Here is a 22913-nt window from a genome sequence, read left to right on the forward strand (position 1 = left end):
AATGAGAGCGGTGCAAAACTTCCAGCACCAAACGTTATTCCACGCCCAGAACATCCGGTGTCTGCCATCCCAAATGCTGTCCGCCATCCACGCAGAGAATCTGGCCGGTGACCGCATGAGCATCCAGGAAATACCCAAGTGCAGCGGTGATGTCAGAGGGGTTTGACCCACGTTCCAGAATGGTGTTGGCGCGCTGTGCTTTGAAGTGATCTTCGGATTGCCTGTGACCCTGCATCGTCGGTCCCGGTCCGATGGCATTGACGCGGATCGCCGGGGTTAGCGCCTGAGCTGCAGTACGGGTCAACGCCCATAGCCCCATTTTGGCGACGGTGTAGGACATGAATTCGGGCGTCAATTTGCGGACCCGCATGTCGACCATATTAACAATCAGGCCCGTTGCCAGCGGCTCGCCCGCATCATCGGTTTCTGGTTCCAGACCCTGTTCAGCCATCGCCTGAGTCAAAACGAATGGCGCCCGCAGGTTGCTGTTCATGTGGCGGTCCCAGCTTTGCCGTGTGGCCGTGTGGATGTTGTCGTATTCAAATATCGAAGCGTTGTTGACCAGGCAGGTAATGGGTCCGCCCAGTGCCTCGGATGCGCGTGGCAGCAGGGCAGCCACGCTTGCTTCTTCTAACAGGTCGGCCTGCAGAGCTACCGCATTGCGGCCCAGGGCCCTGATTTCAGCGACAACCTTAGATGCCTCTTGTTCAGAGGAGGCGTAATGGACTGCCACGTCGTAGCCACGCCCGGCCAGATAAAGGGCCATTGCCCTACCAAGGCGAATTCCGGCACCGGTAACTAGGGCTCGGGTCATGCGGCCTCTCTTTGTGTCACACCAACAAGGAAATAACGTAAACCGCGTAAAGGCTTGTCAACAGAATTCCCCATCCGCGGGTGATATCCCGTTTGAAAAATACAAAGGGGACCAAAAGGAGTGATGCGCCCAGCATGACCCAAAGATCAAATCGCAGGAATTCTGGATCAACAGGAATGCGCCCAAACAGGGTTGCAATGCCGACAATGGCCAACAGATTGAACATGTTGGACCCGATAACATTGCCCAATGCGACATCGGCTTGTCGGCGCAGTGCAGCCATAACAGTGGTCGCCAGTTCCGGCAGGGAAGTTCCCACCGCTATAAGTGTCAGTCCGATTACAGTCTCGCTGACGCCGTAAGTGCGGGCAATGATTGTAGCGTTGTCGACCAGAAGATGTGCGCCCATCGGCAGGCCTATCAGTCCGAGCACCAGGTAGACTGAAATCTTCCAATAGGGCATGTCTGGATCGGCTTCTTCCAGGCCATCAAAATCGTCATCCTCGGCGCAGGCTTTGCCACAGGCCTTGCGATGGGCATGGGCTTCTCTGAAGGCGGTCCATAGAACAAAGCTGAGAGCAGCCAGCAAAATCGCGCCGCTGAACAGGTTGAACACGCCGCAGAAGGCAAGGCCGATGAACAGAACAGTTGCCAGCAACATGAACACATAGTTCTTGCGGCTGTCACATTCGCTGGTGTGCAGCGTGGCAAGCAGCGCAGGCAGGCCCAGCACCAGCAGGATATTGGCCGTGTTCGACCCCACAACGTTACCCAGGGCGATGCCCGGTGCGTTTTCCTTAATTGCACTGATTGCAATCAGAAGTTCTGGCGCCGAGGTGCCGAATGCCACGATCGTCAAACTAACGATCAACGCCGGTACTCCAATCCGCAGGCTGAGGTTCACGGCACCGCGTACCAGCGCATCACCCGCCAGCAACAGGATCAACAAACCGAGACCGGATAACAGCCATGCCGTCATGCGCGGCCTCCTTTTTCGCAGGCACAGGGACCTTTACCGATCCTGAACCGATGACAGCGCGGGCATCTTGCGGATTGTAGTTTTTTCTGCCCCGGGAACCGCAGTTTGCCGAACATTGCCAGGACGCCCATGGCAATCAAAAAGAGGGTCACGATCTTGATAATCACGTTACAAACCGAAACGTGCGTATGCGGCACGCTCCTCAAGTCCGGCAACCGCGTCCTGTGCCAAGGAGGCGCCGAACCGTGACCAGAATGGCTTGCGCAGCCCGTAACGGCGGAATTTTACTTTATCGCCAAACCGGTCCTGCATTTTGGGTTTGAGATGACCGATGCCGTCGATCAGGCCAAGTTCATGCGCGCGGCGTGCCAGCCAGACTTCGCCAGTGAACAGATCAGCACCCGTTTCAAGCTTTGCCCCGCGTCGTGCTTTGACATGAGCAGTGAAGTTCTCGTGGATATCGCGTAACAGGCCTTCAAGCCTTGCGACATCTTCAGGTTTTTCCGGGGCAAAGGGATCCAACATGGATTTCGAATGGCCCGCCGTGTGCACTCGCCGTTCGAAACCCTGCCTCTCAAGGAAAAGATGTGCGCCGAACCCCGAAGAGATCACGCCAATCGAACCCAGTACCGAACTGTCATCGGCGTAAATCTCATCAGCTGCCGCTGCCAACCAATAGCCACCCGAAGCTGCCACATCCTCGACAAATGCGAAGACGGGAACATCCAGTTCTTTCGACAGACGCTGAATGCGCGCACCGATCAATGAACTTTGGACCGGGGATCCGCCGGGCGAGTTGACCTCAAGCGCGACGGCGGCAGGTTTGCCTTTGCGAAATGCTTTTTCGAGAACCGGCGCCAGAGTTGTGTCAGACATCGACCCGCGCCCGGACATGCCGATTGCACCCGATAAGCGCACGACCGAAACGGTTGGCTGTTTTTTGAGAAACGGCAGGCTGACCTTCATGGGTGCCGATGTAGAGTGCGCCCACGCGGTAAACAAGGGAGCGGCTGACCGTTATCGGTCGCGTGGACGTATTTACTGAAGGTGATGGGCAAAAATGCAACGCCGTCCATGGCCTAACTCCGGATGCGCCAGCCAGTTTTGAAGATCCATCCGATGATGCCCAGACACACGCCGGTAAACGCCAGTATGGCCAAAAGGCTGAACATGATCGGCACATCGGCCAGGCCGTAAAACGACCAGCGAAAGCCCGAGATCAGATAGACGACCGGGTTGAACAGGGTGATGGTCTGCCACAGCGGGGGCAGCATCGAAATCGAATAAAAGGTACCGCCCAGAAAGATCAGCGGTGTCACCACGAGTTGCGGAACCAAAGACATCTGCTCGAAATTGCTGGCCCAGATGCCGATGATGAAGCCCAGCAAGGAAAAGCTGAGGCAGGTCAGGACTAGAAATGTCACCATGGCAAGCGGGTGTTCAATACGCAAATCCACAAAGAATGCAGAGGTCACAAGGATCACGACACCCACAAACAGCGATTTTGTCGCCGCCGCTCCGACGTAGCCGATGACGATCTCGATGAAATTCACCGGCGCCGAAAGAAGCTCATATATCGTTCCCAGAAACTTTGGGAAATAGATCCCGAAAGAGGCGTTCGAGATCGACAGCGTCACAACAGATAACATGACCAGCCCCGGAACGATGAATGCGCCATAGGAGACGCCTTCGACCTCTTGGATGCGGCTGCCGATCGCCGTGCCAAAGACAACGAAATACAGCGATGTCGACAGGACCGGAGATATGAAGCTTTGCGCAAGGGTGCGGAAGAACCGGGCCATTTCGAACCGGTAGATGGCAGTAATGGCGGACCAGTTCATGTGGCTTCTCCCGACACCATATTGACAAAGATCTCTTCAAGGCTGGACTGACGCGTTTGTACATCGCGTAAAATCAGTCCGGCCTCGGCCACATCGTTCAACAGGGTGGTGATGCCAGTGCGGTCGGCATTTGTGTCGTAGGTATAAACCAACGTGTCACCCTTGCCGTTGAGTTTGAGGTTATGCGCTGACAGGCTGTCGGGGACGGTTTCAATGGGCTCGGTCAGCATGACTTCGATCTGCTTCTTCCCCATCTGAGACATCAACGTGTCTTTGTCCTGGACCAGCAGCAGCTCACCCTTGTCGATGACGCCGACACGGTCGGCAATGGCCTCGGCCTCTTCGATATAGTGGGTGGTTAGAATGATGGTGACACCGGCCTGCTTCAACTCGGCCACGATTTCCCACATGTCTTTGCGCAGTTCGACATCAACACCTGCGGTCGGCTCGTCCAGAAACAGAACACGCGGCTCGTGTGCCAGCGCTTTTGCGATCAGAACCCGACGTTTCATACCGCCCGATAGTTCTTTGATCGCGTTTTTGCGTTTTTCCCACAAAGACAATTTGCGCAGAATTTCTTCGATACGTGCGTTGTTCTGCCCAAGCCCGAACAGCCCGCGCGACAATCGCACAGTGTTCCAGACCTTTTCAAAGGGTTCGAGCGCGATCTCCTGCGGAACCAAACCGATCATCCGGCGGGCTGCGCGAAAATCAGTCTGGATATCGTGGCCGCCGACGGTCACGCTTCCTGAGGTTGGCGTCGTTATTCCACACACCGTCGAAATCAGCGTGGTCTTGCCTGCACCGTTGGGACCCAGCAGAGCCAGGATTTCTCCCTGCTCGATGTCCAGAGACACGCCCTTTAGCGCCTCAAAACCTCCGGCATAGGACTTTCGCAAATCCCTGATGGACAGAATTGTTGTCATGCGCCTCCCCCGTTCTGGCGGCGACACTACCCTGCGAGTTAGCCACAGAACAGGCCCAATTCACACATTTTGCTCAGCTTTCCAATTGGCCTTTCCAGTCCGGGCTTGCATTTCCTGGCTGGCCCCGAAACCCTGCGCGGGCAGGAGGACTGGTATGTTAAGTGGAATTCGGATCATCGAAATCGAGGGCCTGGGCCCCGGTCCCTTTGCCGCCATGCTGTTGGCCGATCTCGGTGCAGATGTGATCACCGTCCACCGCACGGGGCAGGCCGCGACTCCGGGCATGCCCGAACAGTCAGTTCTGGATCGGGGTAAGCGCTCGATCAGCCTGAACCTCAAAGACCCGGCCGATCTGGATGTGGCCCGGCGCCTGATCGCCACGGCTGATGCACTGATCGAAGGGTTTCGACCCGGTGTGATGGAAAAGCTGGGCCTTGGCCCTGATATCTGTCGCGATCTGAACCCAAAGCTGATTTATGGCCGTATGACGGGTTGGGGACAGGACGGCCCCTTGTCCAAGAATGCCGGGCACGATCTGAACTATATCGCACTGTCCGGGGCGCTTTGGTATGCGTCGCAACCGGACCAACCGCCGCAAACCCCGGCCACTTTGGTGGGTGATATCGGTGGCGGTGCCATGTATCTGGTCGCGGGCATTCTGGCCGGATTGCTGAATGCGGCACGCACAGGAAAGGGCACGGTCGTGGACGCCGCTATTTATGACGGCTCGGCCCATATGATGAACCTGCTGATGAGCCTGCGCCAAACCGGAAACCTGTCAGATACTCGCGGACACAGCCTTCTGGACGGTCCCCATTGGAGCCGAACCTATGCCTGCTCTGATGGTGGATTTGTGGCGGTGCAGTGCCTGGAGCCGAAATTCTATGCCGAGTTCCTGCAGATATTGGACCTGTCTGGCGATCCCGAATTTCGGCAGCAATATGATGCTTCCACCTGGCCCGCGCTGACCCGGCGGCTGGCTGAAATCTTTGCTGGCAAACCACGTGATCATTGGGCGGCGCTGTTTGCAGCAAGTGACGCCTGTGTTGCACCGGTGCTCAACCCGTCCGAAGCGCAGAACCATGCCATGAACACAGCACGCCAGATCTGGCTTGCCCCCGACGGTATGCTACAGGCCGCCGCCGCGCCGCGGTTTTCCGAGCGGGAGTGGAAGCTCAGACCCAGCCCGCGCCGCGGAGATCATACACAAGACATACTGGCCGAGCTGGACGCCCGACCCAAAGCCTAGCGGTTGCGCACTGCGTCGATCATACGCTGAACGTTGTCGGGATCGGCATCGGGCGTGATGCCATGACCCAGATTGAAGATATGCGGCCCTTTGGAGAATACATCGACAATCCGCCGGGTCTCGTCCACCAGCGCTTGACCGCCGGTCACCATATGCGACGACGCCAGATTGCCTTGTACGCAACCATCCACCTGGACATGCTCGGCGCCCCATTCCGGCGAGACCGAATTGTCCAGCGCGACGCAATCAACCCCCGTGGTTTTGGCGAACCCGATATAGCCATCTCCGGCCTCTCGCGGGAATCCGATCACCGGGATGCCGGGGTGGCGTTCCTTGATGGCCTGGGTGATTACGCGGCACGGCTCGACCGCATATTTGCGGAACGCCTCACCCTTCAGCGATCCGGCCCAGCTGTCGAATATCTTGACTACCTCGGCGCCTGCCTCGATCTGGGCTGAAAGATATTCGATCGTGGCCAGCGTGATCCGGTCCAGCAGCGCTTCGAACAGCGCAGTATTCCCCTCGCGCAGCGCATGGGCGGGGCCTTGATCCGGGGTGCCGCGTCCGGCGATCATGTAGGTCGCCACTGTCCACGGCGCGCCAGCAAAACCGATCAAGGTTGTCTCGGACGGCAACTCCTGTGACAGGATGCGCACTGTCTCATAGACTGGCGAGAGTGTTTCGTGGATATCCTCGACCGATTTCAGCGCATCAAACTCGGATTGCTGCGTGATGGTCGACAAACGCGGGCCTTCACCGGTGACAAACCAAAGATCCGCACCCAGCGCCTGTGGTACCAGCAGGATATCCGCAAACAGGATAGCTGCATCGAACCCATAGCGACGGATCGGCTGCAATGTGACCTCGGCCGCAAGCTCGGGATTGTAGCACAGAGACAGGAAATCCCCGGCCTGCGCGCGCGTTGCACGATATTCTGGCAGATACCGTCCGGCCTGGCGCATCATCCAGATTGGAGGCACATCCTGCACCTGTCCTGCCAATGCCCGCAGCAGTTTCTTTGTTTCGGCCATCTGTGCCCCCAATCGTCTGGTTTGTGGCAACGGGTCTTCCTTCGGCGGCAATTTGTCAAGCTCTGCCCCCATTGTCAGGGCAATGTGACGCGACTAAAGCTGTGTCCATGACATTGACCCTGCCTTCACCCGCCTCACCGCTGAAAATCGGCACCCGTGGTTCGCCCCTGGCGCTGGCGCAAGCCTATGAAACCCGGCAGCGGTTAGGCACAGCCTTTGATCTGCCCGAAGATGCATTCGAAATCGTGGTGATCAAGACTACCGGCGACAATCGCGCGATGATCGACGCTGACCGCCCGCTGAAAGAGATCGGCAACAAAGGCCTGTTCACTAAGGAAATCGAAGAAGCGATGCTGCGAGGTGATATCGACATCGCTGTGCATTCGACCAAGGACATGCCGGTCGAACAGCCCGCGGGTCTTGTGTTGGACACGTTCCTGCCGCGCGAAGATGTGCGCGACGCTTTTATTTCGCCCAGCCTGAACTCTATTCATGACCTGCCCAATGGCGCGGTGGTTGGCACCTCGTCTTTGCGCCGCCGGGCTCAGCTGTTGAACCGGCGCCCTGACCTGAATGTGGTCGAGTTCCGTGGCAACGTGCAAACGCGCCTGAAGAAACTGACCGATGGCGTAGCGGATTGCACGTTTCTGGCGATGGCAGGTATCCGGCGCCTGAATATGGACGACGTTCCCGCAACTGCTATCTCGCCCGAGGATATGCTGCCCGCTATTGCACAAGGTACAATCGGTATCGAACGCCGCAGTGACGATCCCCGTGCTGCAGGGATGTTGGAGGCAATTCATCATAGCGAAACCGGGTATCGACTTTTGGCCGAGCGCGCCTTGCTGGCCGCGCTTGACGGGTCCTGCGAGACTCCGATTGCCGGGCTGGCTGATATCAGCGGTGGCATTCTGCGCCTGCGCGGAGAAGTCCTGCGCCCGGACGGGTCTGATTCTATCGCCGAAGACGCCACTGGCGTGATTGGTGATGGTGCAGAAATGGCGCGCGCGATGGCCGAAAAACTACTGACAAAGGCCGGCCCCGGGTTCTTTGATTGGAAGAATTGAAGATAAATTTATTTAATGTGAACTAGTTCACTGTCGCGCTCTCAAAGATCAGGCATTAAGGATGCACACCGATTGAGAAATCGGGTTGGTCTCGAAGAAGTCGAAAGTTTTTGTTAGTCTGTCCATTTTTAAGTGGTATTCGAGGGGGCGAGACCAAACCCCGACATTCAGTCAGTAAGGGCCGCTGTCTCATTAAGACGGCGGCCCGTTTACTTTTGGGTGTCTCAAATAGCCGCGACGTCTTGAACCGCTTGCACAATCGCAGCCCGCTGGTGAAGCGATGTCAGTACATATAATTGCCTGTCTTCAAGACTGGATGCGCGGGGCAGTGGAATGATCCTCGTGCCAAGGGGCTAGAAAATCCGTCGCATTTTCTTATCCGGTGTAAAGTGCAAGCGTTGATAGTACCTGTAAGAGGCGTAGAGTGCTTCAGCACACCGCTTCATTGTGACGATTACCGGAGACCAAGATGGCCGAGACTTTCGACGAAGATCTGTTCCTCAGAGGGCTGGAGCAACGCAAAAGCACCCTGGGCGCGGAATATGTTGAGGAAAACCTGGCCGCCGCCGACGATTTTACCCGGCCGTTTCAAGAGGCAATGACCGCTTGGTGCTGGGGTTTCGGCTGGGGCGACGATGTGATTGACGCCAAGACCCGGTCAATGATGAACCTGTCCATGATCGGCGCGCTGGGCAAGATGCACGAATGGGAACTCCACTGTCGCGGCGCCATCAGCAACGGCGTCAACAAAGAAGAAATCCGGGCCATTATTCACGTGATCGGCATCTATTGTGGCGTGCCGCAGGCGCTGGAATGCTTTCGTGTCGCGCGCAAGGTTCTGGACGAGGCAGAAACAACCTCTGAGACATGATCATGAATTGAACTGTGCCCAAGCTGCATCAAGCTGAAGGGATTTTCGGGCCCGGTTTGGCAGGTGTCTGAAACACACAACGGGGCCCTATATTTGCGGGTGTCGCAAGTTGCCGATTCCTCTGGTTCTCTTAGTCCGCGTTGTTGATCCGGCCGCGTAATTCTTCGGCCTCCTGCCGCGCGGCGCGCAACCCGTCCATGGCAGCGCCCAGTTCCGCCTCGGTCTGGGTGAGCTGATTGGTTAGCTCGGCCTCACGCTGTTGCAGATAGGTGATGGCCTGATCGCGGGTTTCTTCGGCCTCATGCAATTCCTGGCTCATGCGATCCAGATCGGCGACGTCGCTTTGGCGAACACGAGACAGACGATGGGCCAGCCAGTTGGCGAACCACCCCATGCAGAAGGCTGCGAACAGGATGATGGCGGTGGCAATGATGAATTCTATTCTGTTCAACTTACTGATCCTCTGCGCCGGTATCTGCGGCGTCTTCTGGCGTCTCTGTCTCGGCCTCCAGCGCCTCAAGCCCGGTCTCGGAATTGGCAATGGGCTCGGGCCGGATCAGGCGGAATTCAATGCGACGGTTTTCTTCTCGGCCTGCCTCGATATCGTTGTCTGCGATCGGTTGCGTTTCACCATATCCCACGGCCGAGTAGCTTGACGTTGGGATGCGGCGTCCGCGCAACTCATTCAGGATCGACTGAGCCCGCGCCTGGCTGAGTTGCTGGTTCATCTCTTCGCGGCCCTGACTATCTGTATGGCCCTGAATTTCAATCCGGATGGGGCCGCATTCGCGCAGAATCTCGGCGATCTGATTGACGGTATCGCGCGAATCCGCGGCAACCGTGGCCGATCCCGGTTCGAATGCGATTTTGCTGCTGGCCTGAACCTCAGCAAGCTGGTCTTCGCACAGCTCTGGGTCGGGCAGGCTGTCTGCGGGTTTCGGCGGCTCTTGATAGGTGATCGAAAGGGTGAAACCTTTGGCATCCCCAAGCTTTTCCGACAGCAATCCGGCGATACGGGCTTTGGCGTCCGGGTCGTAGCTGACCCCGCTGAGAGAAACGTCGTCAGGGGTAACAGTCAGAGCGCCGTTATGCAGCAGAGACAACGCTTCCAGCCCCGCCAGAACACGCACCGGCCAGTCTGCGGGTAAGTCGGAGGCGATGCGGGTGGCGGTATAAACCTGTTCCGATCCAAATGCCGCGCGGGCAAAACTGTCGGCCATGTCGCGCGATGTCTCATTGCTCAGACGACCGCGCATTTGGACCAGCCCTTCGGGGCTGCGCGTGGTCGAGAACTCGGGGGGGCCGGTGGAGTCGTCGGTTTCGGGTTCGGGCAGGACGGCGTGCAGGGCGAAAACCTCGGGCAGCGCATTTTCCAGCTCGCCCACCACACGGTCAAAGACCCCAGCCTCTGTTCCCTGCGCCGCCACCAGCGTGATATCCGCATCCGAAATCGTGACCGAACCCTGACCAATCTTGGACAGGGCACGAATGCTGAGCGTTGCCGCTTCGGGCCAACGGGGTGAGGGCACGCCCAAACCGATTGTACAGTTAAACGGGCCAGCAAGGCCTGCTTCTTTGGCAGCAGCGACGATGGCATCCCGCGCTTTTTCATTCTGGGCCGAGCAGGCATCGAACTGGCCGCCGTTGGCATCAATCAGGTAGCGCAGTGTAAAGGGGGTGATTACGGGGCGCGGAGCCGAGATCGACAACCCGATTCGCAAACTGGGAGGTGCTGCGCGGGTCAGGCTCTGTTCCAGTCGTTCTTTTTCCCGCAGGCTGTCTGCAATGGCGGTGATTTTCACCAAACCGGGGCTGGCCGATATTTTGGCGCGCGGCAGGCGGGTCAACGCTTCGAGCGCATAGTTCAACGCGTCGTCCCAGCCTTCGGGTATAGGGTAATCCGCCGTTTCCATCAGGTCCGAAACGGTGTCGCCGTCCATCCGGCGCAACCTTTCGATCAGCTCGCTGCGGTCTTGGCTTGCGGGTATCAGACCAATAATCGAAATACCGCTGTCGTTTCGCAAAATTTCAGCGGAAAAGCGCGGTGCTGCCAGTTGCCGGGTGGGGGCGACCTGCATGTCGTCAATAACGCGTGAGGTATCAACCTCGGTCCCGGCTGCGGTCAGCGCATTGAACCGCGTTGCTTCGTCAATGGCTATGCCGGTCAGGACAACGCGCAGGCCATCGGATTCGACTTCGGCCCAGTCATGCCCTTTTAGGTCAAGCGCACGCCGCACGGCGAGTTCCGACGCTTCTTCAACTTTGGTTACCGCATATCCTGCGGCCACAAGCGATAGGCTGGCCGAAACGAGGAATATCAGGGAGGCAGCTAGGAAATAGGGCAGGCGCATGTGCGGGCAGACGACTCCTGAAGTTATTGAGCAGGACTCTTACAGAGGCCCGCGCCGAGGTGCAATCAGAGCAACCCAGCAATGCAAAGGAAGATCAGCGGAATAAGGCCGGTATCCCGGTTGGCCCGGAAAAGCTGCAGCAATTTGGCGTTGTCTTCGGTGTCCAGCCCGCGCAGTTGCCACGTCATATGCCACCCCATTGCCCAAGGTCCCGCCAGTGCAACGAACATGGCTGTAATCGGCTCCTGCCCTGTCATGGCGTCGATAATGGCCAGCGCCATCAGGGATACGGTTGCGGCCAGAAAATACTTCAACCACCGCGCGGTATCTGCGCCGAACAGGCGGGCGGTGGATTTGATACCGATCAGCTCGTCATCTTCGGCGTCCTGATGCGCATAGATCGTATCATAGAACAGCGTCCAGGCGATGCCACCCAGGTACAGAGTGATCGCCGGCCCGCCGACCGTTCCGGTATGCGCGGCCCAGGTCAGCAGGATGCCCCAGTTGAAGGCCAGTCCCAGAAATACCTGTGGCCACCAGGTGAACCTTTTGGCGAAGGGGTAGACAGCGACGGGCAACAGGGACAGCACGCCCATGGCGATGGCGGCCTGGTTGAAACTCAGCAGAACCAACAATGCCAGCAGGCATTGCAGCACCATCCAGATCGCGGCCTGCCGAACACTGACCTGCCCAGAAGGGATCGGGCGCGACCGGGTCCGTTCCACTTTTGCATCAAAGTCGCGGTCCGAAATGTCATTCCAAGTGCAGCCCGCGCCGCGCATCAAAAAGGCACCGATGGCACAACCGATGGCGATCCAGAGGTCCTCCCACCGCGGGGTGCCGTCGCTGAGGATGGCCAGCGTCAGTCCCCACCAGCAGGGGATCAGCAGCAGCCATGTGCCGATAGGCCGATCAGCCCGGCTCAGCCGCAGGTAAGGGCGCGAGAATTCCGGCGCATAGGTGTCGACCCAGTTGCCGCTGACCGCATCAGCGACCTGACCGTCTGGTGTTGGCGCATTGCCTTGCATATGTAAGGTCTCATGAGTGCAAAGATCAGACTGTATGTAGAGCACCCTTTGGGTCCGGGGCAATCGGTAGAATTGACGCGCGAGCAGGCACATTACCTGTTCGGTGTCATGCGCCTGGCTGTGGGGGGGCAGGTTGCCTTGTTTAACGGACAGGACGGAGAATGGCAGGCCGAAGTGGCCGAAGCGGGAAAGCGTGGCGGTGTACTGACCTGTGTCGAACAGACCAAACCGCTGCAACGGCCACCTGACCTGTGGTTCCTGTTCGCCCCGATCAAAAAGGCACGCACCGATTTCATCGTTGAAAAGGCGGCGGAAATGGGTGCGGCGCGGATCATGCCGGTGCAGACAGAATTCACCAATTCCGAACGTATCCGTCAGGACCGCTTGCAAGCCCACGCGGTCGAGGCCGCCGAGCAATGCGGCGGTACCTTCGTGCCCGAGGTCGCCGATCTGCAGCGGCTGGACCGAGTTCTGGATGGCTGGCCCGAGGGGCGTCAACTGATGTTTTGTAACGAGGCCGAGGTCGGCTCGGCCCTGCGCCTGGCGGCGCATGAAAAGGGGTTGCCATGGGCGATCCTTATCGGACCCGAGGGCGGCTTTTCCCAACGTGAACGTGCCCGGCTGACCGCCTTACCCTATGCCCATGTCGTCAGTCTTGGCCCGCGTATCCTGCGCGCGGATACTGCAGCCGTTGCGGCTCTGACCATGTGGCAGCAGGCGCTGGGGGACTGGTCATGATTTGGCGTCTCGCGCAGGAGGCGGATGTACCGAAGATCGACCAGTTTCTAATGCGCCACATTCAGACGTCGATGTTCCCCTTGGCCAATCTGCGTGATTTTGGATTGCGGGGCACGGACCGACGTGCCGTTAATATCTGGGTGTTGGGCGACGATCCCCGTGCGGCGTTCTCCATCACGAATGAGGGCATGGTTTTACCGCAATGTCCCGATTGCACAGATGAAGAACTGGCCGCTGCGATTGATCTGATCCGGGGGCGTGCCTTGTTCGGAATGGCGGCTGAGGCAACACAGGCCCGCCGGATCATGCGTCTTGCGGGGTGGGAGGATCGGCCGGCAACGCTGAACAGCGATGAACCGGGTTTCACGCTGGATTTGGAACAGCTTGCTATTCCGGATGCCACAAGCGCAGAATTGGTGCCTTTAGGTGCGTTTGATCGTGAAATCGTCGAAAGGTGGCGGTCTGACTACCTGATCGAAGCAATGGAATTCAATTCGTCACGAGCGCAAAAACAGTCTGGCTTGGATTGCGACGCCTATACCGCACGTGATTCTCATCGTGTGTTGCTGGTCGACGATCGGCCTGTCGCCATGACTGGTTTTAACGCGTGCTTGCAAGAAGTCGTGCAGATTGGTGGGGTCTTTACACCTCGTGAAATGCGCGGCCGTGGATATGCGCGTCTGGCCGTCGCGCTGCATCTGGAGGAGGCGCGCCGTACGGGTGCGAAACGCGCGGTTTTGTTTGCGGCTTCCGATTCCGCTGCGCGTGCTTATATCGGTATCGGTTTTCAATCCGCGGGGCAGTACTCGCTCATCCTGTTCATAAACCCAGAGGATACCGCATGAGTTTCATCCGACCCGAAGCGAAACTGGCCCTGTGGCGCTGGCGCGAAGTGCTGGTTGCCGGTGTCATTCTGTTGGTTGGCCTCAGCTGGATCAGCGGCCCGGGTGGGTTGCTGGGCTGGTTGGGCTGGGTTTTGGTGGCGGTGTCGCTTGCACTGGCCGTGATCGGGGTTCAGCGCTCCAGGTTTCGCACCGGCGTCGGTGGCCCCGGAGTTGTGACCATCGACGAAGGCCAGATATCCTATTTTGGCCCGCTGGACGGTGGCATGGTAGCGACGCGGGAAATCGAACGGTTGGCGTTGGATCCATCCTCGAATCCGGCGCATTGGGTGTTGGAACAGCCTGGCCAGCCGACGCTTCACATTCCTGTGAATGCCGAAGGGGCCGAAGCGCTGTTTGACGTGTTCTCGGCGCTGCCGGGGTTGAAAACAGAACATATGTTGTCGGAATTGAACGGTGGGGCCGTACATCCCGTAGTAATTTGGGAGCGTCAGTCGATGCGCCCTGCGCATATGCGGTTGCATTGACACCGCCCTCGTTTGCGACCACGACTGACCAACAAGACAGACACATCAGGATCGGAGCACGGTTCATGTCCATCCCCCAGTCCGGCGGCGGACCGATCGAACGCCACGAGCAACTTGCCGAATATCTGGAAGCGGGCTGCAAGCCCAAAGCCGATTGGCGTATCGGAACCGAACATGAAAAGTTCGGCTATTGTAAAGACTCACTGAAACCGCTGCCATTCGAAGGCACGCGGTCGATTGTGGCGGTGCTTGAAGGGCTGCGCGACCGGCACGGCTGGGCCGAGGTGCGCGAAGCGGGCCACCTGATCGGTCTGGAAAAAGACGGCGCCAATGTCAGCCTTGAACCGGGCGGTGCACTAGAGCTGTCTGGTGCGCCGTTGGAGACGATCCACGAGACCTGCGACGAGGTGAACACCCACCTGCGCGAGGTTAAGGATATCGCTGATGAAATCGGCGTGGGCTTTATCGGTCTGGGCGCGGCCCCGATCTGGACCCATGAGCAGATGCCTCTGATGCCCAAAGGCCGTTATCGGCTGATGAACGATTACATGGAAAAAGTAGGCTCCATGGGCCGCGCCATGATGCGGCGCACTTGCACGGTTCAGGTCAATATCGACTTTGGGTCCGAGGCAGACATGGTGCAGAAACTGCGCGTGGCGCTGGCTTTGCAGCCTGTGGCGACTGCGCTGTTTGCCAACTCGCCATTTTTTGAGGGTAAGCCCAACGGCCAGAAAAGCTGGCGCAGCCATATCTGGCGGCATCTGGACGATGCACGCACCGGTATGTTGCCCTTTGTGTTCGAAGAAGGCTTTGGGTTCGAGCGCTACGTGCAATACGCGTTGGATGTGCCGATGTACTTTGTCTATCGCGATGGCCAGTATATCAACGCGCTGGGCATGTCCTTCCGCGATTTCCTGCAGGGCAAACTGCCCGCGCTGCCTGGTGAAACACCTACCCTGTCTGATTGGGCCGATCACCTGACCACCGCCTTCCCCGAGGCGCGGATCAAGAAATTCATGGAGATGCGCGGCGCGGATGGTGGCCCTTGGCGGCGTCTGTGTGCGCTGCCTGCCTTCTGGGTTGGCCTGACCTATGATCAGGGCGCGCTGGATGCGGCCTGGGATCTGGTCAAGGGCTGGGATGCCGAAACGCGCGAGGAACTGCGCGTTCAGGCGGCCGTCAATGGCCTGCAGGCGCAGGTTGGCGACATCAACATGCATGATCTTGCCCGCGAAGTGGTTGCGATCTCGGAAAGTGGTCTCAAGGCCCGGGCCTATCCCGGCGCAGGTGGTCTGGTTCCCGATGAGACGCATTTCCTGAATGCGCTGAAGGAAAGTCTCGATACCGGCAAGGTTCCAGCGGATGAGTTGCTGGAACACTACAATGGCGACTGGAACGGCGATCTGACTCGAATTTATCCCGAATACAGCTATTGACCCACCGCGTCCCGCTTGCATTCGCGGGGCGGGGCCGATAGCAGGTTGGCGACCAAATTCAGAGGGCGTCATGGACGATCTTAAGGCAAAATATCTGGGGCAGATCGCCGAGGCGGGCGATGAGAACGCGCTTGAGGCGATCCGCGTCGCCGCCGTGGGCAAAAAGGGCGAGGTCGCGCTGAAGATGCGCGAGCTGGGCAAGATGACCCCCGAGGAACGTCAGGTCGCAGGCCCCGCGCTGAACGCCCTGAAGGATGAGATCAACTCGGCGCTGGCCGCCAAGAAAGCCGGTCTTGCCGATGCCGCGCTGGATGAACGTCTGCGCACCGAATGGCTGGACGTTACCCTGCCGACGCGCGCGCGCCGCCAAGGCTCGATCCACCCGGTCAGCCAGGCGACCGAGGAGCTGACCGCGATCTTTGCCGAACTGGGATTCTCGGTGGCCGAAGGGCCGCGGATTGAGACCGATTGGCACAATTTCGACGCGCTAAACATCCCCGGCCACCACCCCGCGCGGGCCGAGATGGACACGTTCTATATGCACCGTGCCGAGGGCGACGAGCGCCCGCCGCATGTGCTGCGCACCCATACTTCGCCGGTCCAGATCCGCTCGATGGAGCTGCAGGGCGCGCCGATCCGCATCATTTGTCCGGGCGGCGTTTATCGCGCTGATTATGATCAGACCCACACGCCGATGTTCCATCAGGTCGAAGGGCTGGCCATCGACAAAGACATCTCGATGGCGAACCTGAAATGGGTTCTGGAAGAGTTCGTGAAAGCGTTCTTCGAAGTCGACGATGTCGAACTTCGTTTCCGCGCCTCGCACTTCCCCTTTACCGAACCGTCGGCAGAGGTCGATATCCGCTGTTCCTGGGATAACGGCCAGCTGAAGATCGGCGAGGGCGACGACTGGATGGAGATTCTGGGCTCGGGCATGGTCCACCCCAAGGTGATCGCCGCCGGTGGCATTGATCCCGAGGTCTATCAGGGCTTTGCCTTTGGTATCGGCATCGACCGTCTGGCGATGTTGAAATACGGCATTCCGGATCTGAGGGCGTTCTTTGATAGCGATCTTCGGTGGCTGCGCCACTACGGGTTTGCGGCGCTGGATATGCCGAACCTGCATGGTGGTTTGAGCCGGTAGGTGTATCCACTAGGCGTATATCTGGCTCGATACATCGAATGGTGGCGCCGCCGTGTAGCCAATGCTCCCTTTTTTGTGGATGGTTGGAATAATTGTTGCGGGAAACTTTCTTCAATATTTGGCTATCCGTTTCTTCGGATCGGTTTTTGCGTGGGCATTACCAATTGTAGGGCTTGCTCTACTGCCCGGCCTTTGGGCGTCTTTTTCGATTTTTTCAAATAAAATGAACCAAATGAAAGAGGCGCAAAGGCAAAAAGATATGGGTAAAAAACTCATTGATGAATACGCAAAACAAAAATCGAAGTAGTCTCCTCTGTCTAGTTCAGGCTTTGAATTGCAAAAAACTGGTGCGGAGCAAAGGCCGATAGGCCGCCGCGCCATCGCCAGACCGCCCGCACGGGCTGGCGATTTGTCTCAGCTAGCGCAACGCTCGAACAGCGCACGGATTTGGCTAAGATAAACTGCCCTCCACAGCCCAAGGATCGCCACCCCACGGTCTGGCGATAGCGCGGCTTGTTTCAGCCTCCCACGGGGTTGTGACGTGACTTCGTGCGCTGGCCGGGTAGGCTCCGAGTTATGTTCCGGATTCTGACCTGCCTGTTTTTCCTGATCCCGCTCCAAGCTGTAGCAAATGGCTGCCACGGCGACACAGCCTGCCCGCTGGGCGACCGTTCCTATCATGTGCTTGAACCCGATGGCTGGGACGGCGAAACCCTTCTGCCGGTATTGCTGCACTTCCATGGTTGGGCGCGGCAGGGGGATGTGGTGGTCAACCACGAAAGGATCGCGGGGGCCACCAAACTGCGCGGCGTGCTGCTGGTGGCCCCGAACGGGCGCGGCAAAAGCTGGGATTTCTGGACGTCCGACACTGATGACGTCCCCTTTGCGGATCGGGTGCTAGAGGATGTGGCGGCGCGCTATCCCATCGACCCGGATCGCATCTATGTCTCGGGCTATTCCTATGGCGGCGCGATGGCGTGGCGCTATGTCTGTCAATCCGGCAATGATATTGCGGCCCTGCTGGCTGTGGCTGGCAGCATTCGCCAGACCGAGGACTGCCCGCAGGCCCCGCGTCAGGTGCGACATGTGCATGGGTTGGATGACACGGTGATGGATTTTCCCTTGGGGCCGGGCGGGGACACGACCTATCCGGTGGCGTTGTGGAAGGCGAAGTTCGATTGCAACGGTGCAACCCCGCGTGGCGATTGGAGCGTGAAGCCTTTCCTGACCCTCAGCCGCGTGGAGTGGACCGATTGCGCGGAGGGGCAGGTCACGTTGGACACGCATCCGGGCGGGCATTTCATCCCGCATGGCTGGATCGGCTGGCAGTTGGATGAGCTGGCCGGGCGCACACCAGCCTATCCCTGACCCGTTTGACAGCCCCCTACATCCGGGGTCATCTGCGCAGGCCATCTGACCAAGGAGCCTTGCCCGATGAAACCCCTGCTGGTGACCGCCGCGATCCTGACCGCAACCTCTGCCCTGGCGCGCGACGCCTATCCGCCTGTTGATGTGTTGGTGCAAACGGACAAGTCCGTGATCGGAGAGCCACTGGAATACCCGGACGGCATGCCGCAGATCACCATGGCCATCATCACCATGCAGCCGGGTCAGGTGACCGGTAGTCACCGGCATAATGCTCCGCTGATGGCCTATGTGCTGGAAGGGGAAATCACTGTCGATTACGGCGCGGCGGGGACAAAGACCTACAAAACCGGTGATGCCTTTGTCGAAGCGTTCCGATCCCCGCATGTGGGGGAGAATACGAGCGAAAACATCGCGCGGATTTTGGCGGTGTTTGCCGGATCGGACAGCGTCGCCAACACAGTTGCCGCACAGTAGGCGATCATGTGGCACACGGCCTCTTTCCCCTTGTCTGAATATCCGTTACACGCGGGCTGACCCAAGATTATGCGGAATACGACCGATGAAATTCACCCTTTCCTGGCTCAAGGATCACCTGGACACTGACGCGTCGGTCGATGAGATCGCCGAAACGCTGACCGATCTGGGGCTCGAAGTCGAAGAGATCGTCAATCCGGCGGACCGACTGGCGGGTTTTACGCTGGGAAAAGTGACCTATGCCGAACAGCACCCTGATGCCGACAAGCTGCGGGTCTGTACGGTTGCGACGGATGAGGGTGATCTGCAGATCATCTGCGGCGCGCCCAATGCGCGCGAAGGCATCACCGTCGTGGTCTGCAAACCGGGCATGTATATTCCGGGCCTGGACATCACCATCAGCGTCGGCAAGATCCGCGGTGTTGAGAGCTTTGGCATGATGGCCTCGGAGCGCGAGCTGGAGCTGTCGGAAGAGCATGACGGCATCATCGAGCTGCCCTCGGGTGAGGTCGGCGATCAGTTCGTTGACTGGCTGGCCGAGAATGATCCCGCAAAGGTCGATCCGATGATCGAGATTGCAATCACCCCGAACCGCCCCGATGCGTTGGGCGTCGCCGGGATCGCGCGCGATCTGGCGGCACGCGGGGTCGGCACGCTGAAAGAGCGCGACTATGTGCCGGTGCCGGGCGATTTCGTCAGCCCGATCAAGGTGACGATTGATGATGACACGCTGGACGGAGCACCGCATTTCACCGGACGTCTGATCAAAGATGTCAAGAACGGCCCCAGCCCGCAGTGGCTGCAGGATCAGTTGAAGGCGATCGGCCTGCGTCCGATCTCGGCCTTGGTGGATATCACCAACTATATGACCTTCGACCAAAACCGTCCGCTGCATGTCTTTGATGCGGACAAGGTTCAGGGCAACCTGCGCGTACATAGGGCCAAGGGCGGCGAAAAGCTGGTGGCGCTGGACGAAAAGGAATACACGCTGCAACCGGGCATGATGGTGATTTCGGACGACAACGGCCCGGAATCCATTGCAGGGATCATGGGCGGCGAAGAAACCGGCTGTACCGAGGATACCGTGAACGTCTTCCTCGAAAGCGCGTTCTGGGATCATGTGCAAATTGCACTGACAGGCCGGGCGTTGAAAATCAACTCGGATGCGCGGTACCGATTCGAGCGCGGCGTCGACCCGGAATACACGCTGGAAGGATTGGAACATGCAACGCAGATGATCCTGGATATCTGCGGTGGCGAGGTCTCTAAAGTAGTTGAGGCAGGCAAAGCACCAAACCATGCGCGATCCTACAAGTTGGACTCGGCCCGGGTGCAATCGCTGGTCGGGATGGTCATTCCCGAAAGCGAGCAGCGCCAGACCCTGACCCGTCTGGGTTTCCGCCTTGAAGGCGAGATGGCCCATGTCCCCAGCTGGCGCCCCGATGTCATGGGCGAGGCTGATCTGGTGGAAGAGGTCGCACGAATTGCCTCCCTGACCAAGCTTCAGGGCAAGCCGCTGCCGAGGGTCACTGATGGCATTCCGAAACCGGTTATGACTCCCACTCAGCGCCGCCAGTCGATGGCGCGCCGCACCTGTGCCGCATTGGGTTATAACGAATGCGTCAGCTATACATTCATTGATCAGACTTCCGCGGCGCTGTTTGGCGGTGGCGATGAAGCGACGCAACTGGAAAACCCGATTTCGTCCGAGATGAGCCATATGCGCCCCGATCTGCTGCCGGGGCTGTTGCAAGCGGCGGCCCGCAATCAGGCGCGCGGCTATGCGGATGTGGCGCTGTTTGAAGTTGGCCCAGTTTTTCACGACGGCGAGCCAGGCGATCAGAAAATCCAGATTACCGGCCTGCTAGTCGGTCGCGACGGCCCCAAGGATGTGCATAGCGCCACACGCCCGGCGGATGTGTTCGACGCCAAGGCAGATGCCGAGGCCGTTTTGGCCGCCATCGGCGCACCCGCCAAGGTTCAGATCCTACGCGAGGGCGATGCCTGGTGGCATCCGGGCCGGCACGGCAAAATTTGTCTGGGTCCGAAAAAGGTACTGGGCGTTTTCGGCGAGTTGCATCCGCGTGTGTTGCAGGCGATGGACATCAAGGGCCCGGCGGTGGCTTTCACTATCTGGCCGGATGAGGTGCCTCTTCCGCGTAAAGCCGGGGCGACCCGCGCGGCGCTGGAGCTGCGCGATCTGCAGGCGGTCGAGCGTGACTTTGCTTTTGTCGTCGATGAAGGCGTCGAGGCACTGACGCTGGTGAATGCCGCTGCCGGGGCCGACAAGGCGCTGATCGAGGATGTGCGCGTCTTTGATGAATTCATTGGCGGCAGCCTGGGTGAGGGCAAGAAATCTCTGGCCATCACTGTTCGGCTGCAGCCAACAGATGTGACCCTGAAAGAAAAAGACATCGAAGCGGTGGCCGAGAAGATCATCGCCAAGGTTTCCAAGGCAACAGGCGGCGTTCTGCGCGGCTAACGCGACCGTAATCCAAATGCAAAGCGCGCCAATTGGCGCGCTTTTCTCGTTTCTCAGACGCCAGTGTTGCCGTGCTGCAACGTCCCTGCGTCCTGAAAATCCAGGGGTTGAGTGGAATCACCCCCTGGCCGTAAGTCCAGCCCCCTGATGCAATCACAATCCGGAGTCGGCCCAATGCCAGATCCCAGCCTCGCAAAAGCAATGCCCAAACCCTGATTGCCCGCCAACTGACCGGCGGGCCTGTTTCCCGTTGGAGAGTTGTCATGAAACGCCAAGACGTCTCGATGATCCGGCAGATTCTGCCGGAAGAGATGCCATTCTACTATTATACCGACCGGCAAAGCCCCTGGTTGCTGTGCCAGTCGATGGAGGCCGAAATGTCGGTTTCGGATCTAAAGCAATCGGGGCTGTCCCGTTTGCTGGCGCGTCCTTTGCTGAAACCCATGATCGCGCGGTGCGGCGGGGTTTTGCGGCGGCACGATGTGCTGGCCGTGGCCCATGCGGATCGCGCCGTGCGTCTGAAGGGGCTAAGCCCTGCGGCGTTCCATGGTTTAGAAGCGGTCTATCAGTCCGAATGGCTGGATTTCTGCCTGAGCTTTGAGCGCTGGTCTGATGAACAAACCACGCGCAAGGCGCATAACCTTGTGGTGCAGTTGGGCTTCCCGACCGAGCATGCCGAACTGTTGTGGAAATTCGAACAGCGCGCGGCGGCGGGTGCGTTCCAAAGCTGTTGGCACCCGGTACGCACGCATGGCCGTCCGACTCTGGCCTGGTGCCGCTTGGATATAGATTTAACAAGTGGCTATTGTCTGATTGAAGAAATTCAGTCCGACTGGTTGCGCTTTGTCGGCCATGCCCGGCGTCGACTGCAATGCCGGGCGCCCCGGTCGCGTGAGTTGCGTTTGACGCGTGAATACGAGCAGGCGCTGCAGCAGAAATACGCGAAAATATGGGCCGAGGTCATGATGTTGGCAGTGTTGGTGCTGCTGCGCGACGAATTCGCCATTCGCGAAGTCTGGATGCACCAGCCAGAACCGGGCGCGCAGCTGAAAGGGATCACCTGGGGACGGTTGCCGCCTCGGTCGATCTATACCCGTTTGCCCCGCAGTTTCGGGTTCGAGCCAACATCCGAGATGCCGGGGTTTCTGGGAAGCAAGCAGCGCAGCGCGGCCCGTAAGGCAGTTCCCAACGGGCAGCCGGTGTTTTGGCGGCTGGCTTTCTGAGCCCCCCCTTGGGTCAGGTCCATTTTGTCTTTAGGGTCGCCAATAAAATCAAAGGAGAAATCAATGGGCCTGAACGTCTACCTGTCCGGAGAGATACACACCGACTGGCGCGAGCAGATCATTGACGGGGCGAAAGGGTTGGACATTTCGTTCAACAGCCCTGTCACGGTTCACGAAGCCAGCGACGATTGCGGCGTTGCAATTTTGGGGTCCGAGCCAAACAAGTATTGGCATGACCACAAGGGTGCGATGGTCAATGCGATCCGAACCCGCAAGGGCATTTCAGACGCGGATGTCGTGGTCGTCCGCTTTGGCGATCAATACAAGCAATGGAACGCAGCCTTTGACGCGGGATATGCGGCGGCTTTGGGCAAGTCGATCATCGTAGTTCACGGGCCAGATCATCAGCACGCGTTGAAAGAGGTTGATGCAGCTGCCCTGGCTGTTGCTGAACATCCCTCGCAGGTGGTGGATGTGCTGCGGTATGTTTTGACGGGTAAGCTTCCAAGCTAAATGGATGGG

At 58.7% G+C, this 22913-nt stretch carries 23 protein-coding genes; 14 read left to right on the forward strand and 9 right to left on the reverse strand.

What is annotated here, in order from left to right:
- Positions 1-34 precede the first annotated feature (34 nt).
- The 5 genes from AC2FGB_RS05095 to AC2FGB_RS05115 all read right to left on the reverse strand — a co-directional run bounded on the left by AC2FGB_RS05095 (position 35) and on the right by AC2FGB_RS05115 (position 4560).
- Positions 35-814, reverse strand: coding sequence for an SDR family oxidoreductase (locus AC2FGB_RS05095; RefSeq protein WP_271948592.1), 780 nt, complete (start codon positions 812-814; stop codon positions 35-37).
- A 16-nt stretch (positions 815-830) separates the two neighbouring features.
- The gene (locus AC2FGB_RS05100) at positions 831-1793 is read right to left on the reverse strand and encodes a calcium/sodium antiporter (RefSeq protein ID WP_142635277.1); all 963 of its coding nucleotides are present in this window, start codon (positions 1791-1793) and stop codon (positions 831-833) included.
- A gap of 168 nt (positions 1794-1961) precedes the next feature.
- Positions 1962-2759 (reverse strand): S49 family peptidase, encoded by a 798-nt coding sequence (locus AC2FGB_RS05105; RefSeq protein WP_496676722.1) that lies wholly within the window; start codon positions 2757-2759, stop codon positions 1962-1964.
- Between the two features lie 113 nt (positions 2760-2872).
- A complete protein-coding gene (locus AC2FGB_RS05110; RefSeq protein ID WP_271948588.1) occupies positions 2873-3634 on the reverse strand; it encodes an ABC transporter permease in 762 nt (253 codons plus the stop codon).
- The gene (locus tag AC2FGB_RS05115) at positions 3631-4560 is read right to left on the reverse strand and encodes an ABC transporter ATP-binding protein (protein WP_496689100.1); all 930 of its coding nucleotides are present in this window, start codon (positions 4558-4560) and stop codon (positions 3631-3633) included. The genes AC2FGB_RS05110 and AC2FGB_RS05115 overlap by 4 nt, the downstream gene beginning before the upstream one ends.
- A gap of 154 nt (positions 4561-4714) precedes the next feature.
- Between AC2FGB_RS05115 and AC2FGB_RS05120 the strand changes: the two genes are divergently transcribed.
- Entirely contained in the window at positions 4715-5809 is a 1095-nt protein-coding gene (locus AC2FGB_RS05120) for a CaiB/BaiF CoA transferase family protein (protein ID WP_496693529.1), read from the forward strand.
- On the opposite strand, the gene hemE is transcribed toward AC2FGB_RS05120, so the two are convergent.
- Positions 5806-6840, reverse strand: coding sequence for a uroporphyrinogen decarboxylase (hemE, locus tag AC2FGB_RS05125; RefSeq protein ID WP_496689096.1), 1035 nt, complete (start codon positions 6838-6840; stop codon positions 5806-5808). The two genes, AC2FGB_RS05120 and hemE, sit on opposite strands and share 4 nt — an antisense overlap.
- Positions 6841-6947: 107 nt before the next feature.
- On the opposite strand from hemE, the gene hemC reads away from it, so the two are divergent.
- Together hemC and AC2FGB_RS05135 are read left to right on the forward strand one after the other, a co-directional pair.
- Complete coding sequence (gene hemC / locus AC2FGB_RS05130) at positions 6948-7907, forward strand: hydroxymethylbilane synthase (RefSeq protein WP_271948580.1); 960 nt, start codon at positions 6948-6950, stop codon at positions 7905-7907.
- A gap of 469 nt (positions 7908-8376) precedes the next feature.
- A complete protein-coding gene (locus AC2FGB_RS05135) occupies positions 8377-8778 on the forward strand; it encodes a carboxymuconolactone decarboxylase family protein (RefSeq protein ID WP_496693530.1) in 402 nt (133 codons plus the stop codon).
- A gap of 130 nt (positions 8779-8908) precedes the next feature.
- Here AC2FGB_RS05135 and AC2FGB_RS05140 read toward each other — a convergent pair whose 3' ends face one another.
- The 3 genes from AC2FGB_RS05140 to ubiA all read right to left on the reverse strand — a co-directional run bounded on the left by AC2FGB_RS05140 (position 8909) and on the right by ubiA (position 12157).
- On the reverse strand, positions 8909-9229 hold the full coding sequence (locus AC2FGB_RS05140; protein WP_142635291.1) for a hypothetical protein: 321 nt from the start codon (positions 9227-9229) through the stop codon (positions 8909-8911).
- A 1-nt stretch (position 9230) separates the two neighbouring features.
- Positions 9231-11129 carry an OmpA family protein gene (locus AC2FGB_RS05145; RefSeq protein WP_496693531.1) on the reverse strand — a complete coding sequence of 633 codons (1899 nt, stop codon included), beginning with the start codon at positions 11127-11129 and terminating at the stop codon, positions 9231-9233.
- A 65-nt stretch (positions 11130-11194) separates the two neighbouring features.
- Complete coding sequence (ubiA, locus tag AC2FGB_RS05150; RefSeq protein ID WP_496676706.1) at positions 11195-12157, reverse strand: 4-hydroxybenzoate octaprenyltransferase; 963 nt, start codon at positions 12155-12157, stop codon at positions 11195-11197.
- A gap of 12 nt (positions 12158-12169) precedes the next feature.
- Here ubiA and AC2FGB_RS05155 point away from each other — a divergent pair, with 12 nt between their 5' ends.
- The 11 genes from AC2FGB_RS05155 (at position 12170) to AC2FGB_RS05205 (ending at position 22904) form a co-directional block, all read left to right on the forward strand.
- Entirely contained in the window at positions 12170-12895 is a 726-nt protein-coding gene (locus AC2FGB_RS05155; protein ID WP_271948572.1) for a 16S rRNA (uracil(1498)-N(3))-methyltransferase, read from the forward strand.
- Positions 12892-13740, forward strand: a complete 849-nt coding sequence (locus tag AC2FGB_RS05160) for a GNAT family N-acetyltransferase (protein WP_496693532.1) — start codon at positions 12892-12894, stop codon at positions 13738-13740. Before AC2FGB_RS05155 ends, AC2FGB_RS05160 begins: the two co-directional genes overlap by 4 nt.
- The gene (locus AC2FGB_RS05165; protein WP_496689087.1) at positions 13737-14264 is read left to right on the forward strand and encodes a hypothetical protein; all 528 of its coding nucleotides are present in this window, start codon (positions 13737-13739) and stop codon (positions 14262-14264) included. The genes AC2FGB_RS05160 and AC2FGB_RS05165 overlap by 4 nt, the downstream gene beginning before the upstream one ends.
- A gap of 65 nt (positions 14265-14329) precedes the next feature.
- Positions 14330-15700 carry a glutamate--cysteine ligase gene (locus AC2FGB_RS05170; protein ID WP_281995270.1) on the forward strand — a complete coding sequence of 457 codons (1371 nt, stop codon included), beginning with the start codon at positions 14330-14332 and terminating at the stop codon, positions 15698-15700.
- Between the two features lie 70 nt (positions 15701-15770).
- The gene (gene pheS, locus AC2FGB_RS05175; RefSeq protein ID WP_281972601.1) at positions 15771-16844 is read left to right on the forward strand and encodes a phenylalanine--tRNA ligase subunit alpha; all 1074 of its coding nucleotides are present in this window, start codon (positions 15771-15773) and stop codon (positions 16842-16844) included.
- Positions 16845-16923: 79 nt separating this feature from the next.
- Complete coding sequence (locus tag AC2FGB_RS05180) at positions 16924-17151, forward strand: hypothetical protein (protein WP_496693533.1); 228 nt, start codon at positions 16924-16926, stop codon at positions 17149-17151.
- Between the two features lie 269 nt (positions 17152-17420).
- Entirely contained in the window at positions 17421-18212 is a 792-nt protein-coding gene (locus AC2FGB_RS05185) for a CE1 family esterase (RefSeq protein WP_496693534.1), read from the forward strand.
- Between the two features lie 66 nt (positions 18213-18278).
- Positions 18279-18686 carry a cupin domain-containing protein gene (locus AC2FGB_RS05190; protein WP_271948559.1) on the forward strand — a complete coding sequence of 136 codons (408 nt, stop codon included), beginning with the start codon at positions 18279-18281 and terminating at the stop codon, positions 18684-18686.
- An 85-nt stretch (positions 18687-18771) separates the two neighbouring features.
- Positions 18772-21168 carry a phenylalanine--tRNA ligase subunit beta gene (pheT, locus tag AC2FGB_RS05195; RefSeq protein ID WP_496693535.1) on the forward strand — a complete coding sequence of 799 codons (2397 nt, stop codon included), beginning with the start codon at positions 18772-18774 and terminating at the stop codon, positions 21166-21168.
- Positions 21169-21431: 263 nt separating this feature from the next.
- Positions 21432-22391 carry a hypothetical protein gene (locus AC2FGB_RS05200; RefSeq protein ID WP_496693536.1) on the forward strand — a complete coding sequence of 320 codons (960 nt, stop codon included), beginning with the start codon at positions 21432-21434 and terminating at the stop codon, positions 22389-22391.
- 63 nt (positions 22392-22454) lie between these two features.
- A complete protein-coding gene (locus tag AC2FGB_RS05205; protein WP_271948554.1) occupies positions 22455-22904 on the forward strand; it encodes a YtoQ family protein in 450 nt (149 codons plus the stop codon).
- The last annotated feature ends 9 nt before the right edge of the window (positions 22905-22913 follow it).

Source organism: Ruegeria sp. CDSC021 (assembly GCF_059610845.1).